The following is a 22,109-nucleotide window of genomic DNA, read 5'->3' on the forward strand; positions in this document are numbered from 1 at the left end:
CGACTCAAGCCCTGGTCATCATTGGCCGCAAGCTGGCGCGCATCGCCTTTTCGCTCATGAAAAACCTGAGCGAATACCAGTCAAAAGCGGTTTTGGGGGCTTCCCCAAAACCATAGAATCTCCCACACTTGGAATGCGTTCCCCTGTGGGAGCGGGCTTGCTCGCGAAGAGGCCAGCCGACTCACCACAAACCCCAGCTCAGACCACCGCCGCCCGCCGCTGAACAAACCGGTCCACATACTCATCCGCCGGCGAATGCAAGATCTCCCGCGGCGTGCCGACCTGGATCAGCTTGCCGTCCTTGAGGATCGCGATGCGGTTACCGATGCGCACGGCCTCATCCAGGTCGTGGGTGATAAACACGATGGTCTTGTGCAGGGTCTTTTGCAGCTCCAGCAACTGGTCCTGCATCTCGGCGCGGATCAGTGGGTCAAGGGCGCTGAACGCCTCGTCCATCAGGATGATGTCGGTGTCGGCCGCCAGGGCCCGGGCCAGGCCCACGCGCTGGCGCATGCCGCCCGACAACTGGTGCGGGTATTTGCTTTCGTAGCCCTTCAGGCCCACGGTTTCGATCCAGTGCAATGCACGCTCGGTGCACACTTGCTTGGTTTCACCGCGCACTTTCAGGCCATAGGCGACGTTGTCCAGCACGCTCTTGTGGGGCAGCAGGCCGAAGCTCTGGAACACCATGCTGATCTTGTGCCGGCGGAACTGGCGCAGGGCTTCCATATCCAGTTGCAGGATGTCTTCGCCGTCCACCAGGATCGCGCCGCTGGTGGGGTCGATCAGGCGGTTGAAGTGGCGCACCAGGGTGGACTTGCCGGAACCCGACAGGCCCATGATCACAAAGATCTCGCCGGTACCGATGCTCAGGGACAGGTCATTCACGCCCACCACACAACCGGTCTGTGCCAGCACCTGGTCCTTGGTCTGGCCTTGGCCAATAAGCGCCAGGGCTTCCTGCTCACGCGCACCGAAAATCTTGAATACGTTTTTCACTTCGATCTTGCTGACAGTAGTCATTTGCTCGCCTCATGCCGTGGACGACCATAGGCCTGGGTAATGCGGTCGATGACCACTGCGAGAATCACAATCGCCAGGCCAGCCTCCAGGCCGCGCCCGACGTTAAGGGTCTGGATGCCCACCAATACGTCTTCACCCAAGCCACGGGCGCCGATCATCGAGGCGATCACCACCATTGACAGGGCCATCATCGTGGTCTGGTTGATCCCGGCCATGATGCTCGGCAGGGCCAGCGGCAGTTGCACGCCAAACAGTTGCTGCCAGCGGTTGGCGCCGAAGGCATTGATGGCTTCCATCACTTCCCGGTCCACCTGGCGAATGCCCAGGTCGGTCAGGCGAATCAGTGGCGGCGCGGCGTAGATCACCGTGGCGAAAATCGCCGGCACCTTGCCCAGGCCGAACAGCATCAATACCGGGATCAGGTACACGAAGCTGGGCATGGTCTGCATGATGTCCAGCAGCGGCATCAACACCGAGCGCAGGCGATTGCTGCGCGCAGAGAGAATGCCCAGGGGAATGCCGATCAGCACCGAGATCACCGTGGCCACCATCATCAGCGCCAGGGTCTGCATCAGCTTGTCCCACAGGCCGACCGCACCCACCAGGAACAACAGGCCGACGATCACCACCGTGGTCAGCACCTTGCGGGTGGCGTGCCAGGCAACGCCGCCGACTATCGCCAGCATCAGCCACCAGGGTGCCGCGCGTAGCAGGCCTTCCAGGTTGACGATGGCCCACAGCAAGGTGTCGGAGATCTGCCGGAACACATCGCCGTAATTGGTCACCAGTGCATCGACCCAACCGTTGACCCAGTCGGCGATGGAAAACGTAAAACTCTCAGGAAACATAACGTGCTCTCGATCCAGTGGAGTGTGGCCGGGTGCCCGGCTGCCTGTTCAGGGTAGCCGGGGGCACTGGGCCTACAAGGCCGCGTCGATTTTCTTGGCTGCGTCTTCACTGACCCAGGCGTGCCAAACCTGCGGGTGCTCCTTGAGGAAGAGCTTCGCCAGCTTCGCCGAGTCAATGCGCTCTTTGCTCATACGCGCCAGGTTCTGGTTGAGCAGGTCTATGGGCAGGTTGACCTTCTCCAGCACCGCCACCAGTTCCGGGGCCTGCTCGTAGAAAGTCTTGGACAGGCCGACCTTGATGGTCACGCGTTTATCCACACCGGGTTTTTCGTCGAGTTTGACCAGGTCCACCTGGCCCATCAGCGGCGTCGGCGACCAGTAGTAGAACAGGATCGGCTCGCCACGCTTGTAGCTCGACAGCACCGCCGCATCCAGCGCCGGGCCGGTGCCAGGGCGGAAGTTGGTGTAGGAACTTTCCAGGCCATAGCTCTTGAGCATTTCGCTGTTGTCCAGCTCGCAGGTCCAGCCGGCCGGGCAGTTGTAGAAGCGGCCTTTGGCGGGCTCTTCCTGGTCCTTGAACACCGCAGAATACTTGGCCAGGTCGGCGATGTTTTTCAGGTCCGGGGCCTTGGCTTCGAGTTTGCGCTTGGCGTCGCCTTCGATCACATAGCGCGGCACGTACCAGCCTTCAACCGCACCGACCACAGGGGCACCGACACCCACGACCTTGCCGGCCTTCTCGGCCTTGTTCCACACTTCGCTACGGCCAACCCACTCTTCGGCGAAGATCTGGATATCGTTGCTGCCCAGGGCGTTTTCCATGGTGATGGAATTGCCCGGCAGGCTATCGGTTTTGCAGTCGTAGCCTTTTTCCAGGACCACTTGCAGGACGTCGGTCAGCAACATGCCGCTTTCCCAGTTCAGGCCGGCGAACTTCACCGGTTTGCCCGACTCGCACCAGCCGGCCGCCTGGGTGGCGCCAGCACTGGCCAACAGGCCGGCGGCGAGCAATGGGGTCAGCAGGGTCTTATGCATTCTCATTATGTGACGCTCCCAATCATGAAATGGATTACGGCAGTCAAAAGGCATCCTGCCTTGTCCACGTCCCATCAGGCTTGTGTAATCAGCCCGTTGTTTTTAGGGGTAGCTATAGCTGTAGCGCCCTGCTCTATCGGCAAAATCAGTCGTTCAGGCATTGCGCCGTGCCATTTTTTTGCACACACGTAATACAGGGCGGCGGGCAGTACCAGGCCGATGATCCAGGAAATATCCACCCCGCCCAGGCTGGCCACCAGGGGGCCGGTGTAGAACTTGGTGGCGATGAACGGCAACTGCACCAGCACCCCGAACACATAGACGCTGATACCCAGCAGGTTCCAGCGGCCGTAGCGACCGTTCGGATCGGCCAGTGCCGGCACGTCATAGCGGTCGCGGGTGATGCAGTAGTAGTCCACCAGGTTGATCGCGCTCCAGGGTGTAAAGAACGCCAGCAAAAACAGGATGAAGGACTTGAACGCACTGAGGAACGAGTGCTGGCCGAGCAGCGCGATCAGGGTCGCCGCACCGACGATCAGCAGCACGAAAACCAGGCGCTGCAGGCGCGTGACCTCCATGCGCCCACGAAAGCCGCTGACGATGGTCGCAATGCACATAAAGCTGCCGTAGGAGTTCAGCGTGGAGATGGTGACCTTGCCGAATGCGATGCTGAAGTACAGCAATGCCGCCGTGGCCCCCGTGCCGCCCAGACCTACGATGTAGGCCACTTCGTTACCGGCAAATTGCCCGTTGGACATCGCAGCGGCAAACACGCCGAGGATCATCGCCACCTGGGCGCCAATGACCGAACCTGCGCCTGCGGCCAGAAAGGTTTTCACCGAGGATGTGTTGCGCGGCAGGTAGCGGGAATAGTCAGCCACATAAGGCCCAAAGGCGATTTGCCAGGAGGCCGCGAGCGACACCGCGAGCAGGAAGCTGCTCCAGCTGAAGTGACGGATTTGCAGGAGCGCGCCAACGTCGGTCTGGCTCATCAGACGGCTGAACAGGTAGACAAAGGCAATCACCCCAATGACGCTGGCGACACGGCCGATGAAATGGATCACCCGGTAACCGAGCACCGTGACCAGCACGATGACACTGGCGAAAATCAGAATGCCGACACTGTCGCTGACCCCAAACAACTGGCCCAGCGCCTGGCCGGACAGCACGGTCCCGGTGGCGGTGAAACCGAGGTACATCAAACACACCAGCACAATCGGGATGGCTGCGCCGTACACACCGAACTGCACCCGGCTGGAAATCATCTGCGGCAGGCCAAGCCTGGGCCCTTGCGCCGCATGCAACGCCATCACGCCGCCGCCCAGCAGTTGACCGATCAACAGACCGATCAACGACCAGAACACATCACCGCCCAGCACCACGGCCAGGGCCCCGGTGACAATCGCGGTGATTTGCAGGTTGGCGCCCATCCACAGGGTGAACTGGCTCAATAGACGACCGTGTCTTTCCGCTTCCGGGATGTAGTCGATCGAACGCCTTTCGATCAACGGGGTGGAGCTTGCACGCGCGTCTTTTGCAGCCATGGGTGTTCAACCTCTAATGGATTGTTTTCGGTGGTGCGGCTCAAACATGTTTCAAATACACAGCAGGTCAAATGTGGGAGCTGGCTTGCCTGCGATTACATCACTGTGGTCTGCCTGACAGACCCAGTCGCCCGCATCGCAGGCAAGCCAGCTCCCACAGAAACCGAGCTAGGCGTTACTTGATCATCGGGAGATTGAGACCCTGCTCCTTGGCGCAATCAATCGCGATCTGGTAACCCGCATCAGCATGACGCATCACCCCGGTGGCCGGGTCGTTGTGCAGCACGCGGGCAATACGCTCGGCGGCTTCGTCGGTGCCGTCGCAGACGATGACCATGCCGGAGTGCTGGGAGAAGCCCATGCCCACGCCGCCACCGTGGTGCAGCGAAACCCAGGTCGCGCCGCTGGCGGTGTTGAGCAGGGCATTGAGCAGCGGCCAGTCGGACACAGCATCGGAACCGTCCTGCATGGATTCGGTTTCGCGGTTGGGGCTGGCCACCGAGCCGGAGTCCAGGTGGTCACGGCCGATCACCACCGGCGCCGACAGTTCTCCGCTGCGTACCATCTCGTTGAATGCCAGACCGAGCTTGGCGCGTTGGCCCAGGCCAACCCAGCAGATGCGCGCCGGCAGGCCCTGGAAGCTGATGCGCTCGCGGGCCATGTCCAGCCAGTTGTGCAGGTGGGCGTCGTCGGGGATCAGCTCTTTGACCTTGGCGTCGGTCTTGTAGATGTCCTGCGGGTCGCCCGACAGTGCCGCCCAACGGAACGGGCCGATGCCACGGCAGAACAGCGGGCGGATGTAGGCCGGTACAAAGCCTGGGAAGTCGAAGGCATTTTCCACGCCTTCTTCCTGCGCCATCTGACGGATGTTGTTGCCGTAGTCGAAGGTCGGTACGCCCATCTTCTGGAAGTCCAGCATCGCCTTGACGTGTACGGCCATCGACTGCTTGGCGGCCTTGATCACGGCAGCCGGCTCGGTCTTGGCACGGGCGCGGTACTGCTCCCAGGTCCAGCCGGCTGGCAGGTAACCATTGAGTGGGTCGTGGGCGCTGGTCTGGTCGGTGACCATGTCCGGGCGCACGCCGCGCTTGACCAGTTCCGGGAGGATTTCGGCAGCGTTGCCCAGCAGGGCGATGGAGATGGCCTTGCCTTCCTTGGTGTACTTGGCGATGCGCGCCAGGGCGTCGTCGAGGTCGCTGGCTTGTTCGTCGACATAACGGCTGTTCAAGCGGAAGTCGATACTGACCTGCTGGCATTCAATGTTCAGCGAGCACGCGCCGGCCAGGGTCGCGGCCAGCGGTTGGGCGCCGCCCATGCCGCCGAGGCCGGCAGTGAGCACCCAACGGCCTTTGAGGTTGCTGTCGTAATGTTGGCGACCGGCCTCAACGAAGGTTTCGTAGGTGCCCTGGACGATGCCCTGGCTGCCGATGTAGATCCAGCTGCCGGCAGTCATCTGGCCGTACATGGCCAGGCCCTTGGCATCCAGTTCGTTGAAATGCTCCCAACTGGCCCAGTGCGGCACCAGGTTGGAGTTGGCGATCAGCACACGCGGGGCATTGCTGTGGGTCTTGAACACGCCGACCGGCTTGCCGGATTGCACCAGCAGGGTTTCGTCGTCGTTCAGGTTGGTCAGGCTTTCGACGATCTGGTCGTAGCACTCCCAGTTACGCGCCGCACGGCCAATACCGCCGTACACCACCAACTCTTTCGGGTTCTCGGCCACTTGCGGGTCGAGGTTGTTCATCAGCATGCGCAGCGGCGCTTCAGTCAGCCAGCTTTTGGCGGTGAGCGTGTTGCCACGGGCGGCGCGGATTTCAACGTCGCGGTACTTGGTAGGCTTGTTCTGGGAAAAGTCAGTCACAAAAAACTCCTCAGCAATCGATGCGCGAACACGATGGTGCGAAGAGGATGTTTAGCGACTCTTATGCACACACCTTTACTTGTACATACAAGCATATGCAATCTGACTGCCAACTTGGGAAGTCCGTGCTGAAGATTTATTGCCGAGGCGCGTGTAAGCCTTGGAAATAAAGGCTTAAAGGCTTTATGAAATTTCTGAAAGGGGTGATTTGAACCGCTGGAGGATTGCTACAAAGGCAGGGCATTGCGCCATGCTGGGGCATTCGGTAACAACTTGGTGCGGGCCTGGAAACAGATTGTGCAGCCTCTACATATCCATGTGGGAGCTGGCTTGCCTGCGATAGCCACTTGTCTGACACACCGCAATCGCAGGCAAGCCAGCTCCCATATGTTTAATCGCGTGCGGTCAGTTCGATCAGGCAGCAGCGGCCTGTCACGTTGATATCCAGCAAGCCACTGTTACCGTCCACCTGCAAACAATCATGATGGCCCAGCACTTCGCCCAGCACCTTCACCTCATCAGCCACACTGAACACCAGCACGGTGTGCGCGGAACTGAAAAACTGCTGCACCCCATCCACCCACTGCAAACGTGCGTGGTAACGCTGGGGCGCGTAGATCAGGTTGAAGTCGCGAATCGGCCCGGTGATCAGGCGGCACACCACCTGGCTTTCACCCTTGAAGGCAAACGGTTGCAGCGGTAACAATCCGCGCTGCTCTTCACCGTCCACGGTCAGCACCATGCCCGCACCCTGAATCACGGTGATGACCCGTTGATACCCGGCAAACGTGGAAAAGCCGCCCGACTCCCCGATATCGGCAATCGACAGGCGCCAGCCAAAACCTTCCAGGCCGTGGCCGGCATCACGGGTGATTTCTTCGGTGCTGCCGCCGCCGTTTTTCCACGGCATGCGTACGTAATCGGCAGCACGCCAGACCTTGACTGCACTCATTTGCTGAAACGTCCTTCGAGGCTATGGCGGGAACCGGGGTGGATCAGGCGTGCGGCAGTCACCGGCTGACGCCCGGACCAGGTGCGCCGGCGAATCAGCAGGCACGGCTCGCCGGTCTCGATCTGCAGCAGCTTGCATTCCTGCGGGTCGGCCAGGATCGCTTCCACCACATGCTCACCCTCGGTCAGCGGCGCCACCTGGTTGAGATAGGCGTAAGGGGTTTGCTGGGTGAAATCCTGTTGCAGGTATTCCGGTGCCACCAACGCGTTGACGAAACGGTCTTCGATTTGCACCGGGATATCGTTTTCGTAGTGCACGATCAGCGAGTGGAACACCCGCCCGCCTTCACGCATTTCCAGGGCCACGGCGCGCTCGGAACCGGCGGCTTCTTCGCCCAGGGTAATCACCTTGCAGGTGTGGCGATGGCCACGGGAGGCGATCTCATCGGCGATGTTATGCACCTCGAACAGCGCCGACTGGCTCTTGGGCTCGGCGACAAAAGTGCCGACGCCTTGCATGCGCACCAGCAGACCTTCGGCGGTCAGCTCCCGCAGGGCCCGGTTGATGGTCATGCGGCTAAAGCCCAGTTGGTTGACCAACTCGCTTTCCGACGGCACGCGATAGTGCGGCGGCCAGTTGCCGTTGAGAATCTGCTGGCTGATCATCTGCTTGACGCGGGCATACAAGGGCGCCGGACTTTCGTCCATGTGGGCAGCCAGCGGGGACTTGGCGGGCGGAGTCGGCACGGGGAATCCTTGCAGGGGGAAAAGATGCATAGATTGCCGGAGTTTACCGAGCAGGCAAACGTCTGTATATGTATATACAAATAAACACACGACCGGGGTGCCTTGATCATGTCCGCTTTCTTTGCCGAACGCGCGCTGCTGCCTAATGGATGGGCCACTGATGTACGCCTTGAAGTCAGCGCCGATGGCCTGCTGACCAACGTGATGGCCAATGCCAGTGCAGACGGTGCCGAGCGGCTGAGAGGCCCGTTGTTACCGGGCATGCCGAACCTGCATTCCCACGCGTTTCAACGGGCCATGGCGGGGCTGGCGGAGGTCGCCGGCAACCCCAATGACAGTTTCTGGACCTGGCGCGACCTGATGTACCGCATGGTCGGCCAGATCAGCCCCGAGCAATTGCAGGTCATCGCCCGCCAGCTGTATATCGAGATGCTCAAGGCCGGCTACACCTCGGTCGCCGAGTTCCACTATGTGCATCACGACATCAGCGGCCAGCCTTACGCCGACCCCACCGAACTGTCGCGCCAGATCAGCCAGGCGGCGGCCAGCAGCGGGATCGGCCTGACCTTGCTGCCAGTGCTCTACAGCCACTCGGGCTTTGGCGGCCAGGCGCCGAACGACGGCCAGCGCCGCTTTATCAACAGCACCGATAACTACCTGGAGCTGCAAGCGCGCCTGCAACCGATCCTGGCCGCGCAACCGGCGCAGCAACTGGGCCTGTGTTTCCACTCATTACGCGCAGTCACCCCGCAACAGATCAGCGCGGTATTGGCCGCCAGCGATAAGAGCTGCCCGGTGCATATCCACATCGCCGAACAGCAAAAGGAAGTTGATGACTGCCTGGCCTGGAGTGGCAAACGCCCGCTGCAATGGCTGTATGACAATGTGAACGTCGACCAGCGCTGGTGCCTGGTGCACGCCACCCACGCCAACTCCGACGAAGTGACATTGATGGCCAACAGCCGGGCGATTGCCGGGCTGTGCCTGACCACTGAGGCCAACCTGGGCGACGGGATTTTCCCGGCGGTGGATTTCCTGGCCCAGGGCGGGCGCATGGGGATTGGTTCGGACAGCCATGTGTCATTGAGCGTGGTTGAAGAACTGCGCTGGCTGGAATACGGCCAGCGCCTGCGCGACCAGCGGCGCAACCGCCTGTATCGCAGCGATCAACCGATGGTTGGCCGCACCTTGTATGACGCAGCCCTCGACGGCGGCGCCCAGGCGCTGGGGCAACCGATTGGTCGCCTGGAAGTCGGCAAGCGTGCGGACTGGCTGGTGCTGGACGGCAATGATCCGTACCTGGCGACGGCCAGTGCAGACGGGATTCTCAACCGCTGGCTGTTTGCCGGGGGTGATCGGCAGGTGCGTGATGTGTTGGTCAACGGCCAGTGGGTGGTGCGCGATGGGCATCATGCGGGCGAGGAAGAGAGCAGCCGGGCCTTCACGCAAGTCCTGAGAGACTTGTTGTCTTAAGAACAACCCATAACCCATGTGGGAGTGTTGGTCATGGTTTGTAAAGGGCCAGCAAGGCGTGTCCCTTTAAATTGCAGGACGTTTCCGAGACAATCCCTGCCGCCTTGTGCCTGTTGGATTCGATGGCTAGCCTGCGGTCTGTCACTGCTCATCAGTGATCGGGTTTAGTCGCCCGGCACATCACAAGGCGCATGGTCACATGAAGTTTTATGGCGGCTGTGCGCAGGGCACCCTCGGGTGCGCCGGATTCCTTGTGGCCGGTCGACTAACCTGCGTACAGCCGCCACCCTTCGTTTAGTCGCGACGGACCGGCTCCGATTCTCACAAGGAGCTTCACCATGCATAAAATTGTCCCCGACCCACCCAGCGACCCCGCCAAAGACCGCGCCGCCTTCAACCGCGCCATCGACCACTACCTGCCGACCCAAGATGCTCACAGTGCCCGCGACGATTTGAGCTTCGAAGACGCCCTGCTCTACATCGCCAGCCTGCTGGACAGTGCGTCAGCGACGGCGCTCGATTGTGGAGAGATGCTGCAAAGCCCCGAACGGGCAAAGGTGTTGGCGGTGTGGCATTTACTGGAGATCGCCAAGACCACGGTTGATCGATCCATTGCATACCTGCACCCCGCCACGGCCAGAACCTGAGGGCAAAAAAAAGGCGGGTTTATTAAAAAACCCGCCCTTTGTTTCGCATTACTGCGAGGTCTTGGCCATCTGCTTGTCCGACGTACGCCAGATCAAACGTGTGGTGTCGTAACCCTGCTGGCGCGCCCTGCTCAGCAGGTCTTCGCGGGTGTCGGCACTGACGGTCGGCGTGCGTGACAACAGCCACATATAGCGCCGGCTCGGGCTGCCGACGATGGCGGTCTTGTAGTCATCGCTGACGTACAACACCCAGTAATCGCCCTTGGCCACGCCCGGTAGCAACGCGGTGAACCAGTTATTGAATTCGACCCACAGCTTGTCGGTCTTGCCCGGGACCTGCGGCGTGGCCGTGCCCTTGGCTTCTTCCCACTTCCACTCGGTGGTCAGGCAGCGATTGAACACTGACATGTCGCCATCGGGCAGCAGGGAGTAACGGGCCTCGGATTGCGCGCAGTTGCGCTGGAAGTACATGGGCAGGCGGGCCAGTTCGTACCAGGTGCCCTGGTAACGCTTGAGGTTGACGCTGCCGACAGTCTTGGGTTGCAGATCATCGCCAGAATGGCTGGCGCAGCCTGCCAAAAACAGGCTGGCGCAAAGGTATAAAACAAAACGCATCATTCTTCTTCTCCCGCAGGCTTGCGCCCCGGTTTACTTCAGGCCTTGCCCGGAAAACATCAGAACTTTGTCACCGGCGTACTGCACGCTGATAAAGCTGTTTTTATCGCCCCAGGTGCAACTGGACATGCCCAGTGCGCCAGAACAATCGGTGGGCTTACCCAACAGCGACTCCACCTCGGCCTTGGCCATGCCAGCCGAGAGCTTCTGGTAATTTTCCTGGGTGACCTTGCTGCAAGCGGCCAACAGCACGCAAAAGCACAAGAGGGCGAGACGGCGTAACGACATGGTAGAGCTCCTGGAGGGACACGCAGCAGTGGGGGTCTGCCAGAAGCTTAGAAGGGAAAAGGGGGGTCTGGTTCCCGCAAGGCAAAAACAAAAAAAGCCCCGAATCGCTGAAACGTTTCGGGGCCTTGGTCTGGCGCATGATTCATTGTAAAGGCGAGCTGGCTCGCGAAAAACATCCAGCCAACGCAGCGCTGCGCCGGGAATACTTCGCGAGCAAGCCTGCTCCTACAGAAGGCCTTAGGCCTTGTGGTAACCCGTCACACGCGCCACTTCTTCCTTGGACCCCAGGAACACCGCCACACGCTGGTGCAGGCCTTCAGGCTGGATGTCGAGGATGCGCTGGTGGCCGTCAGTCGACGCACCGCCAGCCTGCTCAACCAGGAACGACATCGGGTTGGCTTCGTACATCAGGCGCAGTTTGCCCGGCTTGGACGGCTCGCGGCTGTCGCGTGGGTACATGAACAGACCGCCACGGGTCAGGATGCGGTGTACGTCGGCAACCATCGCGGCCACCCAGCGCATGTTGAAGTTTTTCTTCAGCGGGCCTTCTTCGCCTTCCATCAACTCGTTGACGTAGCGCTTGACCGGTTCTTCCCAGTGGCGCTGGTTGGACATGTTGATCGCGAATTCCTGGGTCGAGGCAGGAATGGAGATGTCTTCGTGAGTCAGCACAAAGCTGCCCATTTCGCGGTCCAGGGTAAAGCCCTTGACGCCATCACCCAGGGTCAGCACCAGCATGGTCTGTGGGCCGTAGATCGCATAGCCGGCAGCAACCTGCTCGGTGCCTGGCTGCAGGAAGGCCTTTTCGTTCAGCGCTTCGTTCTGGCTCAGGTATTCGTTAGGGCAACGCAGTACCGAGAAGATGGTGCCGACTGGCGCGTTGATGTCGATGTTCGACGAGCCGTCCAGCGGGTCGAATACCAACAGGTACGCGCCTTTAGGGTATTTGCCCGGGATCTGGTAGGCATTGTCCATTTCTTCGGACGCCATGCCGGCCAGGTGACCGCCCCATTCGTTGGCTTCGAGCAGGATTTCGTTGGAAATCACGTCGAGTTTCTTCTGCACTTCGCCTTGCACGTTTTCAGTGCCCATGCTGCCCAGGACGCCGCCCAGCGCGCCTTTGGACACGGCGTGGCTGATTTCCTTGCAAGCACGCGCCACCACTTCGATCAGGAAGCGCAGATCGGCAGGGGTGTTGTTGCTGCGGGTCTGCTCAATCAAATAGCGACTCAGGGTAACGCGGGACATGGACGGCTCCGGAGAATGGGGGGGCTAAAAACCCGCGCAGTTTAGCGCGAGTCGGGGCGCATTTCCTCCTATCAGACGAGATAACCCTGACAGAGTTCATGTAGGCCCCGGCTCAGGGCCTGGTAGGCGGCTTGCGCAACAGGTTGTAGGCCATCGCCCCAAGTGCCGCTACGCCCAGCAGCAATACGGCCCACAGGCCGATTGTCTGCCAGTTGATACCTGCGACATTTGGCGCGGCTGGCGGGTTGGTGTGCCATTCGCCATCGACCCGAGCCTGGCCCAGAGCCGCGAGGCGCTGGGGTTGGTAGTCGGGAATCAGGGTCGTCAACGGCAGGTTCGCAGCCTTGGCCGACGGGTTGCCCAGCGCCAGGGTAAACGGCGGTTCGCCCCGCGCCAGGAACACCACTTGCGTGGCACGCACGGCAAAACTCAACGCCGGCGCCTGCGCCCCCAGGCCTCCGCCCCGCTCGTCTACGTCCAGCTTGAGTTGCCGTACCGGGTAACCCGGCAACTGCAATTGATCCTGGGTGACTTCTTGCCCGCCCTGCGTCAACCGATAGAGCAAACCACGGCTCAATGGCTGCCATGCCTGCTTGCTGTCCTGCCGCCCTTGCAGACCCACCGGCGCCAGGCTGTTGGGCTGGCGCAACTCAACGCGCACCCGCTCGATGCTTAACACGCCAGGCAACTGCCAGCTGTACTGCCCAGGCTCCAGGGTGCTGCCGGCCAATGGCTCGGACCACACCAGCGACAACGGCAGGCTGCTGGTGCTCTGCACTTCAATGGAGGTCAACTCGGGCGCGGCCTGGCCTTGCCATAGCAGGCGCAGGTAGCGCGCTGGCTGCCCTGGCAAGGCGACTTCACGCTGCTCCACCCGTTCGTCGGCAAATGCCAGGCGCGCCACCTGCCCGTCGCCCCAGGAGCGCCAGTGCTGCAAATCGTCACTGGCTTCGATACTGAAACGCTGGAAGCCATCATGCTCGGCAGCCCAATCGAGGATCAGCTTTTGCAACGGCGCCTTGATTGCACTGGCATCCAGCAGCCAGCCGCGTCGCACCTGCGCGCCGGCCGGCGCCTCGCTGGACGGCTGCACCTGCACCAGGGTGCCCGTGGCGCTGGATTGCACGCGCACGCTGGGCACACTGTCGCTGGCGTTGTCGGCGGCATACAGCGGGAAGCCCTTCAGCCGGGCCAAGTTGTTTGCGCTTGCGGGCGACTGCCGCACTAATGCATATGCCTGGGGCTCGCCCGCCGCGTTGAACACCCGCAGGTCACTGAGATCGGCCTGACGGGCGCTCAATTGCACCGCCAGCGGCAACTCCAGGCGATACCAGGGGCCTTCGCCGCTGACCGTCAGCGGCACTTGGGCGGTGAAGTCTGCGGGGCCTTCTGCGGCCGACGCCGATAACGCGGCGCACAGGCCCACCAGTGCAATGCTCAGTTTGCCGATCAAGAGGACGCTCCTTGGGTTTGAATCTCAGGTTCGCTGCGTTTGGGCGGCAACGGAGCGAAATAGCCCACCACCAGCAACAGCCCGCCCACGCCGATAAACGACACGATCCGCTCCAGCCCGCCACGGTTGCTCAACTCGACGAGGAACAACTTGGCGACCACCACGCCGATCAGCACCGCGCCGACCAGCCACACTTCCCGGCGATTGCGCAGGTGCCCGCCGATCATCAGGCCCAGGGCAATCAGGGTCCAGACAATCGACAGCCCGGCCTGCACCAGCATCGAGTCAAGCAACGCATCCAGATCAAACGGCACGCCGCCCCAATGGTGCGCCGCGCGCATCACCAGTGCAGTGAAGAAGGCAAACAGCGAGACCCCGGCAACGCCCTGGGCAATCCACGGGGTGCGGCCGCCCAGTTGCGGCGCCGCGCTGCGCGCCCACAGGTACACGCCCAGCAACGCAAACAGCAGGCCAAGATCCAAGGGGTTGAGCAACGGCACATACGGCAATGGCCTGGCCGTGCCGTCGCTGAACATATTCGCCAACCAGAACCACACCAGCATCAGCGCGGCCAACGGCAGCGCGGCCAGCAGGCGATATTCGCGTGGGTAAGCCGATAGCGGCCACGGCCACTGGCGCGGCGCAGCAATGGCTATCAGGTACAGGCTTGGGAAAATCGCCCAGCCCAGCCAGCGCCAGGCGTTGTATTGCACCGAAAGCACCAACAGGCCGTAGCGCAATTCCAGGGCCAGCATGCCGATCAGCATCCAGCATCCCAGCACGTGGGCGACGCTCAAGGCTTTTGCCGCCGCCAGGTCGGCCAAATAACGCAGCGCGATGAAATGCACGGCGAACACCGCAAGCCAGGCCAACCAGCCCCATTCGGCCGCCGGGTGGTAATAGCGATGCAACGACACCAATACCACCAGCGCCACCGCCGGCATCAGTAACAGGCAGAGGGTGCCCAGCGCGGCCCAGCGCAAGCGCAACGCCAACAACGTCCACAGCGCTGCACTGGCCGCTGCCGCCGCCAACAGGAAGGTGGCTTGCAGCTCTGGCGGGGTGAAACGCAGCACTTCGTGGTTCAGCGCCAATACCCACCACGCCGCGCCCCAGGCCAGCAGGCCGTTGGATACATGGGGCAACTTGAGTCGTTGATCACTGCCCCGCAAGCGCCAGGCGCCGACAAATGCGGCCAACCCGACCAGCATCGGCGCCCAGAAACCGATATGCCGGAACGCCGGCAGTTCTTCGCCGCCCCAGGATGTCAGCGTAACCAAAGCCCCCGCCAGCACCTGCACGCCGAGCGCGCAGAACAGGAAGGTGCGCGAAGCGATAGATACGCCGACAAACACCGTCACCAGTCCCGCCAGCGCCCAGCTGATCGCGGTGCCCTGCTCGGCCACCAGCAACGGCGCCAGCAGGTACACAAAGCCCAGGCCAAGGCCGGCCAGGACCGGAAAGCCCTGGCGCTCCCACTTCGAGGTCTGCTCCAGCGCGGCCGTGCGCAGTTGCTGGAAGCTGAACAGCAACGCTACGCCGAGCAACAAGGCGCCCAGCGCCGCGCCGTCCAGCAGCGTGTGTTCGCCCACGTCCAGTTCACTGAGAAACGCCAGCGCCGAGCCCAACTGCAACAGCAGGCCAAACGCCCGCGCCAACGAGCGTTGCTGACGCAGACCGAGCCAAAGGATGCCGGCGCCTTCCACCGCCCAGGCCGCCGCGGTCCAGCGCGCGTCCAGGCCCAGCGGGATCGCCAGGCTGGCGAAGATCACACCCAGGGCCAGGCAGGTTTCTGCCAGCAACACGGTGCGCCCACCGCTAAGCACCCGCGCCAGGACCATATAGATGATGCCCAATGCCAACGCACTGAAGGCCGGGGCGAAGGCCAGGTGCTGCACCAGGGTGAACTGCAAGCCAAATGCCACAAGCGGCGGGCCGAACAACAGGCCGCCATCCACATAATCGCCCTTGGCCGCCGACCAGCGCAGCAGCGCGGCACGGCTGTCATCGGCCGGGGCGTCGGCCGTTTCCAGGAGTTTGCGGCGCGCAAACAGCAAGCCGATGGCCAGGTACATCAGGAAAAACAGAATCAGGAACGGCTCGGTACTCCACAGCAGTTCCGGTGTGTAAGAGCGAATACCCCAGGCAAACCCGATACCGAAGGTGCCGGCAAAGCCAATCACATTGAGCAAGCGCCAGGCCTTGAACCAGGCGATGGCGAGGATCCCGGCGTTGAGCAGGGCGAAGTAGCTGAACAACGCCACATGGTTGCCCTCGCCGGTGGACGCGAGGATTGGCGCGGCAAACCCGCCGAGCGCGGCGGCGCAGGCCAGGCCGATGGCGTCCTGGGTAATCGCCAGGATCGCCGAAAACACCGTCACCGCCACCAACAGGCCCAGTGCCGCGCTCGGATCGAGCAATGGGTGCAGGCGCATGGCGGCGAACACCGTCAGGTACAACACGGCGATGCCCGCGCCTTGCAGGATCAGCGCATAACTGCCCCGGCGCAGGCGCAGCCACCACCCCAGGCCCAGCAAGCCCAGGGCACAGGCAGCGACACCGGCGTAGCGCAGCTCGATGGGCACCACCATGCCTTCGGTGGCATAGCGCAGCAAAAATGCCAGGCCGAGGAACAACAGCACCACGCCGACCCGCAGCACGGTATTGCCGCCCAGCAGCCAGTTGCGCGCGGCGCCGATGGCACGTTCGATCAGGGTGGGGCTACGGGGGATTTCGGGTTCAGCTTCGCGGGCAACGGCGGCCGGTTTCCACAGATCGTCCGGCAGCGGCGGGCTCGGTTCGGGAGCCGGGGTGGATTGCAGTTCGGCGGGCAACTCCCAGACCAGCTCTGGGGCGGGCGCGGGTTCGGCCATGGACGGTTCAACCTGAGGCGGCTTTTCCAGCAGCGCGAGGCGTTGCTCCAGCGCCTTCAGGGCACTACCGAGGTGCGACAGGCGAATGGCCTGGCCAATCCCCAAACCCAGCAGTGCACCGAAGCCTGCATCACTGAACGATTCATCCAGCGCCCAGCCGAGCACCAGGCCAATCAGCATGAACATCCATTGCATGGTCCAAATCCCTAAGCAAACCGAGACCCAGTATATAGACGCATAACCCATGTGGGAGCGGGCTTGCTCGCGATAGCGGTGCATCAGTCAACTATTTGCTAACTGACGTACCGCTATCGCGGGCAAGCCCGCTCCCACATTTTGCTCCTGCGGCGTTTAGTCCAGGGCTTTCCAGATCTCGGTCGCATATTCCCGGATGGTGCGGTCCGACGAGAACCACCCGGTACGCGCGGTGTTGAGCACCGCCGAACGCCACCATTCCTTGGAGTCATGCCAATGGGCTTCGACCCGTGCCTGGGCGTCCCAGTAGGAATCAAAATCGGCGCACACCAGGAAGCGGTCGTAGTCGATCAACGAATCAATCAGCCCCACATAGCGCCCCGGATCATCCGGCGAGAACACCCCGCCACGAATCGCCTGCAGCACATCGTTCAGGCGATGGGAGGCGGCGATTTCGGGAGCGGCGCTGAATTCACCGGCCTGTTTACGCGCTTCCACCTGTTCGGCACTCAGGCCGAAGATAAACATATGCTCGCCGCCGATGCGCTCGTGCATCTCCACGTTGGCGCCGTCCATGGTGCCGATGGTCAATGCACCATTGAGGCCGAACTTCATATTGCTGGTGCCCGAGGCCTCGAAGCCGGCGGTGGATATCTGCTCCGACAGGTCAGCGGCCGGGATGATGTTTTCCGCGAGGCTGACGTTGTAGTTAGGCAGGAATACCACCTTGAGCAAACCACGCACGGTCGGGTCGTTGTTCACCGTACGGGCGATGTCGTTGGTCAACTTGATGATCAGCTTGGCCTGGTGATAACTGGCCGCTGCCTTGCCGGCGAAGATCTTCACCCGCGGCACCCAGTCCACCTCGGGCTCGGCACGAATCGCCTGGTACAGGGCGACGGTGTGCAACAGATTCAGCAACTGGCGCTTGTACTCGTGGATGCGTTTGACCTGCACGTCGAACATCGCCGCCGGGTTGACCGCGATCCCCAGGCGTTCATGGATGATATCGGCCAGCACGCGCTTGCTGTGCAGGCGTTGCTCGGCAAAGGCTTTGCGAAATGCCTGTTTCTCGGCAAAGGTTTCCAGCTCCACCAGGCGCTGTTCCATATTGTCGAGAATATCCGGGCCCAGGGCTTCCACCAGCATCGCGGTGAGCTTGGGGTTGGCCTGAAACAGCCAGCGGCGGAAGGTAATGCCGTTGGTCTTGTTGTTGATACGCTCGGGGTAGAGCTTGTGCAGTTCGGAGAACACCGTGCTGCGCATCAACTGCGTGTGCAGCCCCGAGACACCGTTGACGCTATGGGAGCCAAGGAACGCCAGGTTGCCCATGCGCACACGCCGGCCGTTGTCCTCTTCGATCAGCGAAACGGCGCGCAGCACATCGAAATCGTGGATGCCCTTGGCCCGCAGCGAGTCAATGTGCTGGGCGTTGATCAGGTAGATGATCTGCATGTGCCGGGGCAGCATGCGTTCCATCAGGCCCACCGGCCAGGTCTCCAGGGCTTCGGGGAGCAGGGTGTGGTTGGTGTAGGACAGTGTCTCCACCGTGACCTGCCAGGCCGCCTCCCAGGCAATATCGTGCAAGTCGACCAACTGGCGCATCAACTCGGCCACGGCGATGGACGGGTGGGTATCGTTGAGCTGGATGGCCGCGTGCTCGCCCAGGCTCAGGACCGAGCCGTGCATGTTTTTGTGGCGCCGCAGCAGGTCTTGCAGGGAGGCCGAGACGAAGAAGTATTCCTGGCGCAGGCGCAGCTCCTGCCCCGCTTCGGTGCTGTCGGCCGGGTAAAGCACCCTGGAGATGCTTTCGGCACGGGCCACTTCGGCGACGGCGCCCAAATGGTCGCCGGCATTGAAACGCTCCAGGTGCAGGTCTTCCACGGCCCGCGCGCGCCACAGGCGCAAGGTGTTCACACTGGCACCGCGCCAGCCGACCACCGGGGTGTCGTAGGCCACCGCGCGCACGGTTTCATTGGGCGACCAGACCTGGATCGACTTGCCGGACGCATCCAGCACGGTCTCGACACTGCCGCCAAAACCGATCGGGTAGATCACCTCGGCGCGCTCGAACTCCCAGGGGTTGCCGAAATCCAGCCAGCGCTCGGTCTGTTCCTGCTGCCAGCCATCGACAATCGCCTGGCGAAACAGCCCGTGCTCGTAGCGAATGCCATAACCATGGCCGGCAATGCCCAGGGTCGACATGCTTTCCATAAAGCACGCGGCCAGGCGCCCCAGGCCACCGTTGCCCAGGGCCGCATCGGGCTCCAGCAGGCGAATGCGCTCCAGGTCCACACCCAACTCGCCGACAGCTTCGCGCGCCACCTCCCACAGGCCGAGGTTGCTCAGGCTGTCAAACAGCAGACGGCCGATCAGGAACTCCAGGGACAGGTAATACACCCGCTTCTGCCCGCTGCGGTAGATACGCCGGGTGTGGTCCATCCAGTGCTCGACCATATGGTCGCGCGCCGCCAGGGCAATGGCTTCGAACCAGTCGTGGTCGAAGGCGTGATCGGGGTCCTTGCCCACCGCATAAGTGAGTTTGGTCAAGACAGCATCGCGAAACGCGGCTACCTCTGCTTCTCGTGCAAGCGGTTCCTGAGACATCGGTGCAACCTCGGGCGAGATAGAAGAAGGGAAATCCTAGAGCCTAGACGGTCTGACCCATGGCATGGCTGACGGTTCGGCAGTTTTTTCACTCATTCACGCATACCGGTTTTAGATGCAGGGGCCGTGCCCGTTTGCACGTCGGACCGGCCTTTGAGCCGAAACCCGCAAAATATTGTTCAAAAAATCACCAATCCCGGTATCATCGCGCGCCCGGACAAAGCCCCTCTTGGAAACCTGATGAAGCCTCAACTGATCGCCGCCGCGGAACTCGACCGTCTCGAAACGTGGCAGAAATACTCCAGCCACATGTGCGGCGGCTGCACATCCAACTGCTGCACCCTGCCGGTTGAGGTGAAGATCAAGGATTTGATCCGCATTGGTATCGTCGACGAGTTCGAGCGTGGTGACCCGCCGAAGAACATCGCCAAGCGCTTGCAGAAGGAAGGCATCGTCGAGCGGTTCAACTCCAAGTCCGAGATCTTTACCCTGCAGCGCATGAGCAACAACGATTGCCTGTACCTGGATCGTAAGACGCGCTTCTGCACTATTTATGACAAGCGCCCGGATACCTGCCGCAATCACCCGAAAATCGGGCCACGGCCGGGGTATTGCGCGTACAAGCCCAAGGAAGTGGTGCGCGAAACCAAGTTGCGTACGCTCGACAAGTTCTAACCGATGATCGTTCCCACGCTCCGCGTGGGAATGCCTCCTGGGGCGCTCTGCGCCCCGCTGCCAAGGGCAAACGCAGAGCGTCCAAGGCTGCAGAGCGTGGGAACGATCACAGGCCAGACACCACACAATCTGCAGGCATAAAAAAACGCCCCCGGCCTTTCGACCGGGGGCGTTTTTTTTCAGCTGGAACTAAGTATCAGTTCTTGGCCTTTTTGGCAGCGCGGGTACGCTCGCCTTCGTCCAGGATCTTCTTACGAAGACGGATGGACTTCGGCGTTACTTCGCACAGCTCGTCGTCCTGGATGAATTCCAGAGCCTGTTCCAGGGTGAAGCGAACAGGTGGAACCAGGGCGATGGTTTCGTCTTTACCCGAAGCACGCATGTTGTCGAGCTTCTTGCCTTTGGTTGGGTTGACGCCCATGTCGTTGTCACGGCTGTTCAGACCAACGATCTGGCCGTTGTAGATCTCTTGACCGTGTTCAACGAACAGCTTGCCACGCGCCTGGAGGGTTTCCAGGGAGTAGGTCAGCGCCTTGCCGGTTTCTACCGATACCAGAACACCGTTCTGACGGCCGGACATGTCGCCGGACTTCATGGTGTCGTAGCGATCGAAGATCGAGGTCAGGATGCCAGCACCGTTGGTCAGGGTCAGGAACTGGTTACGGAAACCGATCAGACCACGAGCAGGGATGTTGTATTCCAGACGCACACGGCCTTTGCCATCCGGCACCATGTTGGTCAGGTCGCCCTTACGCAGGCCCATCTCTTCCATGACCTTGCCCTGGGATTCTTCAGGGGTGTCGATGGTGACGTTTTCGAACGGTTCCTGCTTCACGCCGTCAACGGTACGGATGATCACTTCAGGACGACCAACGCCCATTTCGAAGCCTTCGCGACGCATGGTTTCGATCAGTACCGAGAGGTGCAGCTCACCACGGCCGGAAACCTTGAACTTGTCAGCCGAGTCGCCTTCTTCAACGCGCAGTGCAACGTTGTACAGCAGCTCTTTGTCCAGACGTTCCTTGATGTTACGGGAAGTCACGAACTTGCCTTCTTTACCGCAGAAAGGCGAGTCGTTTACCTGGAAGGTCATGGAAACGGTTGGCTCGTCAACGGTCAGAGGCTTCATCGCCTCGACAGTGTCCGGCTGGCACAGGGTGTCGGAGATGAACAGCGAGTCCATACCGCTTACGCACACGATGTCGCCAGCGAAAGCTTCTTCAACGTCGATACGGTGCAGACCGTGGTGACCCATCAGCTTCAGGATACGACCGTTACGCTTCTTGCCGTCGGCGCCGATAGCCACAACCGGGGTGTTCGGCTTGACGCTACCACGAGCGATACGGCCAACGCCGATAACACCCAGGAAGCTGTTGTAGTCCAGTGCCGAGATTTGCATCTGGAACGGGCCTTCACGGTCAACCTTCGGAGGTGGAACGTGGTCAACGATCGCCTGGTACAGCGGGGTCATGTCTTCCGCCATGGCGGTGTGTTCCAGACCGGCAATACCGTTCAGGGCAGAGGCGTAGATCACTTGGAAATCAAGTTGTTCTTCGGTAGCACCCAGGTTGTCGAACAGGTCGAAGATCTGGTCCAGAACCCAGTCCGGACGCGCGCCTGGACGGTCAACCTTGTTGATGCACACGATCGGACGCAGGCCGGCTTCGAAAGCCTTCTTGGTCACGAAACGGGTTTGCGGCATAGGGCCGTCTTGGGCATCAACCAGCAGCAGAACGGAGTCAACCATCGACATTACGCGTTCTACTTCGCCGCCGAAGTCGGCGTGGCCCGGGGTGTCCACGATGTTGATGTGGTAGCCGTTCCAGTTGATAGCGGTGTTTTTTGCCAGGATGGTAATACCGCGCTCTTTTTCCTGGTCGTTGGAGTCCATCACGCGCTCGTCGTTGAGCTCGTTGCGCTCCAGGGTGCCGGATTGACGCAGGAGTTTGTCTACCAGGGTGGTTTTACCATGGTCAACGTGGGCAATGATGGCGATGTTACGTAGATTTTCGATCACTTGTGTATC

The 22,109-nt window shown here is 61.4% G+C and carries 17 protein-coding genes; 3 read left to right on the top strand and 14 right to left on the bottom strand.

The window, feature by feature from the left end:
* Positions 1 to 198: 198 nt before the first annotated feature.
* The 7 genes from HBR94_RS10030 to hutC all read right to left on the bottom strand — a co-directional run bounded on the left by HBR94_RS10030 (position 199) and on the right by hutC (position 7,970).
* The gene (locus HBR94_RS10030) at positions 199 to 1,023 is read right to left on the bottom strand and encodes a glycine betaine/L-proline ABC transporter ATP-binding protein (RefSeq protein WP_115127186.1); all 825 of its coding nucleotides are present in this window, start codon (positions 1,021 to 1,023) and stop codon (positions 199 to 201) included.
* Positions 1,020 to 1,871 (bottom strand): proline/glycine betaine ABC transporter permease, encoded by an 852-nt coding sequence (locus HBR94_RS10035; RefSeq protein ID WP_170044666.1) that lies wholly within the window; start codon positions 1,869 to 1,871, stop codon positions 1,020 to 1,022. The genes HBR94_RS10030 and HBR94_RS10035 overlap by 4 nt, the downstream gene beginning before the upstream one ends.
* Positions 1,872 to 1,943: 72 nt before the next feature.
* Positions 1,944 to 2,912: an ABC transporter substrate-binding protein gene (locus HBR94_RS10040; protein WP_170044668.1), complete on the bottom strand. Its 969-nt coding sequence runs from the start codon at positions 2,910 to 2,912 to the stop codon at positions 1,944 to 1,946.
* Between the two features lie 68 nt (positions 2,913 to 2,980).
* On the bottom strand, positions 2,981 to 4,450 hold the full coding sequence (locus HBR94_RS10045; RefSeq protein ID WP_057958050.1) for a cytosine permease: 1,470 nt from the start codon (positions 4,448 to 4,450) through the stop codon (positions 2,981 to 2,983).
* Between the two features lie 175 nt (positions 4,451 to 4,625).
* A complete protein-coding gene (hutU, locus tag HBR94_RS10050; RefSeq protein ID WP_057437164.1) occupies positions 4,626 to 6,311 on the bottom strand; it encodes a urocanate hydratase in 1,686 nt (561 codons plus the stop codon).
* Positions 6,312 to 6,702: 391 nt separating this feature from the next.
* The gene (locus tag HBR94_RS10055) at positions 6,703 to 7,263 is read right to left on the bottom strand and encodes a HutD family protein (RefSeq protein ID WP_170044670.1); all 561 of its coding nucleotides are present in this window, start codon (positions 7,261 to 7,263) and stop codon (positions 6,703 to 6,705) included.
* The gene (hutC, locus tag HBR94_RS10060; protein WP_233093227.1) at positions 7,260 to 7,970 is read right to left on the bottom strand and encodes a histidine utilization repressor; all 711 of its coding nucleotides are present in this window, start codon (positions 7,968 to 7,970) and stop codon (positions 7,260 to 7,262) included. Before hutC ends, HBR94_RS10055 begins: the two co-directional genes overlap by 4 nt.
* A 147-nt stretch (positions 7,971 to 8,117) precedes the next feature.
* On the opposite strand from hutC, the gene HBR94_RS10065 reads away from it, so the two are divergent.
* The gene (locus HBR94_RS10065; protein WP_170044672.1) at positions 8,118 to 9,482 is read left to right on the top strand and encodes a formimidoylglutamate deiminase; all 1,365 of its coding nucleotides are present in this window, start codon (positions 8,118 to 8,120) and stop codon (positions 9,480 to 9,482) included.
* A 338-nt stretch (positions 9,483 to 9,820) separates the two neighbouring features.
* On the top strand, positions 9,821 to 10,129 hold the full coding sequence (locus HBR94_RS10070; protein WP_170044674.1) for a hypothetical protein: 309 nt from the start codon (positions 9,821 to 9,823) through the stop codon (positions 10,127 to 10,129).
* A 48-nt stretch (positions 10,130 to 10,177) separates the two neighbouring features.
* Here HBR94_RS10070 and HBR94_RS10075 read toward each other — a convergent pair whose 3' ends face one another.
* From HBR94_RS10075 to HBR94_RS10100, 6 genes are all read right to left on the bottom strand, one after another.
* Positions 10,178 to 10,747, bottom strand: coding sequence for a lipocalin family protein (locus HBR94_RS10075; protein WP_032862264.1), 570 nt, complete (start codon positions 10,745 to 10,747; stop codon positions 10,178 to 10,180).
* A gap of 30 nt (positions 10,748 to 10,777) precedes the next feature.
* Complete coding sequence (locus tag HBR94_RS10080) at positions 10,778 to 11,032, bottom strand: lipoprotein (protein ID WP_038445326.1); 255 nt, start codon at positions 11,030 to 11,032, stop codon at positions 10,778 to 10,780.
* Positions 11,033 to 11,269: 237 nt separating this feature from the next.
* Positions 11,270 to 12,280, bottom strand: a complete 1,011-nt coding sequence (locus HBR94_RS10085; RefSeq protein WP_057437154.1) for a class 1 fructose-bisphosphatase — start codon at positions 12,278 to 12,280, stop codon at positions 11,270 to 11,272.
* 112 nt (positions 12,281 to 12,392) lie between these two features.
* A complete protein-coding gene (locus tag HBR94_RS10090; RefSeq protein WP_170044803.1) occupies positions 12,393 to 13,730 on the bottom strand; it encodes a DUF3999 domain-containing protein in 1,338 nt (445 codons plus the stop codon).
* Complete coding sequence (locus HBR94_RS10095) at positions 13,730 to 16,801, bottom strand: DUF2339 domain-containing protein (RefSeq protein WP_170044676.1); 3,072 nt, start codon at positions 16,799 to 16,801, stop codon at positions 13,730 to 13,732. Before HBR94_RS10095 ends, HBR94_RS10090 begins: the two co-directional genes overlap by 1 nt.
* Before the next feature lie 156 nt (positions 16,802 to 16,957).
* Complete coding sequence (locus HBR94_RS10100; RefSeq protein WP_115127180.1) at positions 16,958 to 19,408, bottom strand: glycogen/starch/alpha-glucan phosphorylase; 2,451 nt, start codon at positions 19,406 to 19,408, stop codon at positions 16,958 to 16,960.
* A 240-nt stretch (positions 19,409 to 19,648) separates the two neighbouring features.
* On the opposite strand from HBR94_RS10100, the gene HBR94_RS10105 reads away from it, so the two are divergent.
* The gene (locus HBR94_RS10105) at positions 19,649 to 20,083 is read left to right on the top strand and encodes a YkgJ family cysteine cluster protein (protein ID WP_032862271.1); all 435 of its coding nucleotides are present in this window, start codon (positions 19,649 to 19,651) and stop codon (positions 20,081 to 20,083) included.
* A 196-nt stretch (positions 20,084 to 20,279) separates the two neighbouring features.
* On the opposite strand, the gene typA is transcribed toward HBR94_RS10105, so the two are convergent.
* Entirely contained in the window at positions 20,280 to 22,100 is a 1,821-nt protein-coding gene (gene typA, locus HBR94_RS10110) for a translational GTPase TypA (protein ID WP_053140412.1), read from the bottom strand.
* Positions 22,101 to 22,109 lie beyond the last annotated feature (9 nt).

The sequence above is a fragment of the Pseudomonas sp. WS 5412 genome, from assembly GCF_012985615.1.
In the GTDB taxonomy this organism is placed as follows: domain Bacteria; phylum Pseudomonadota; class Gammaproteobacteria; order Pseudomonadales; family Pseudomonadaceae; genus Aquipseudomonas; species Aquipseudomonas shahriarae.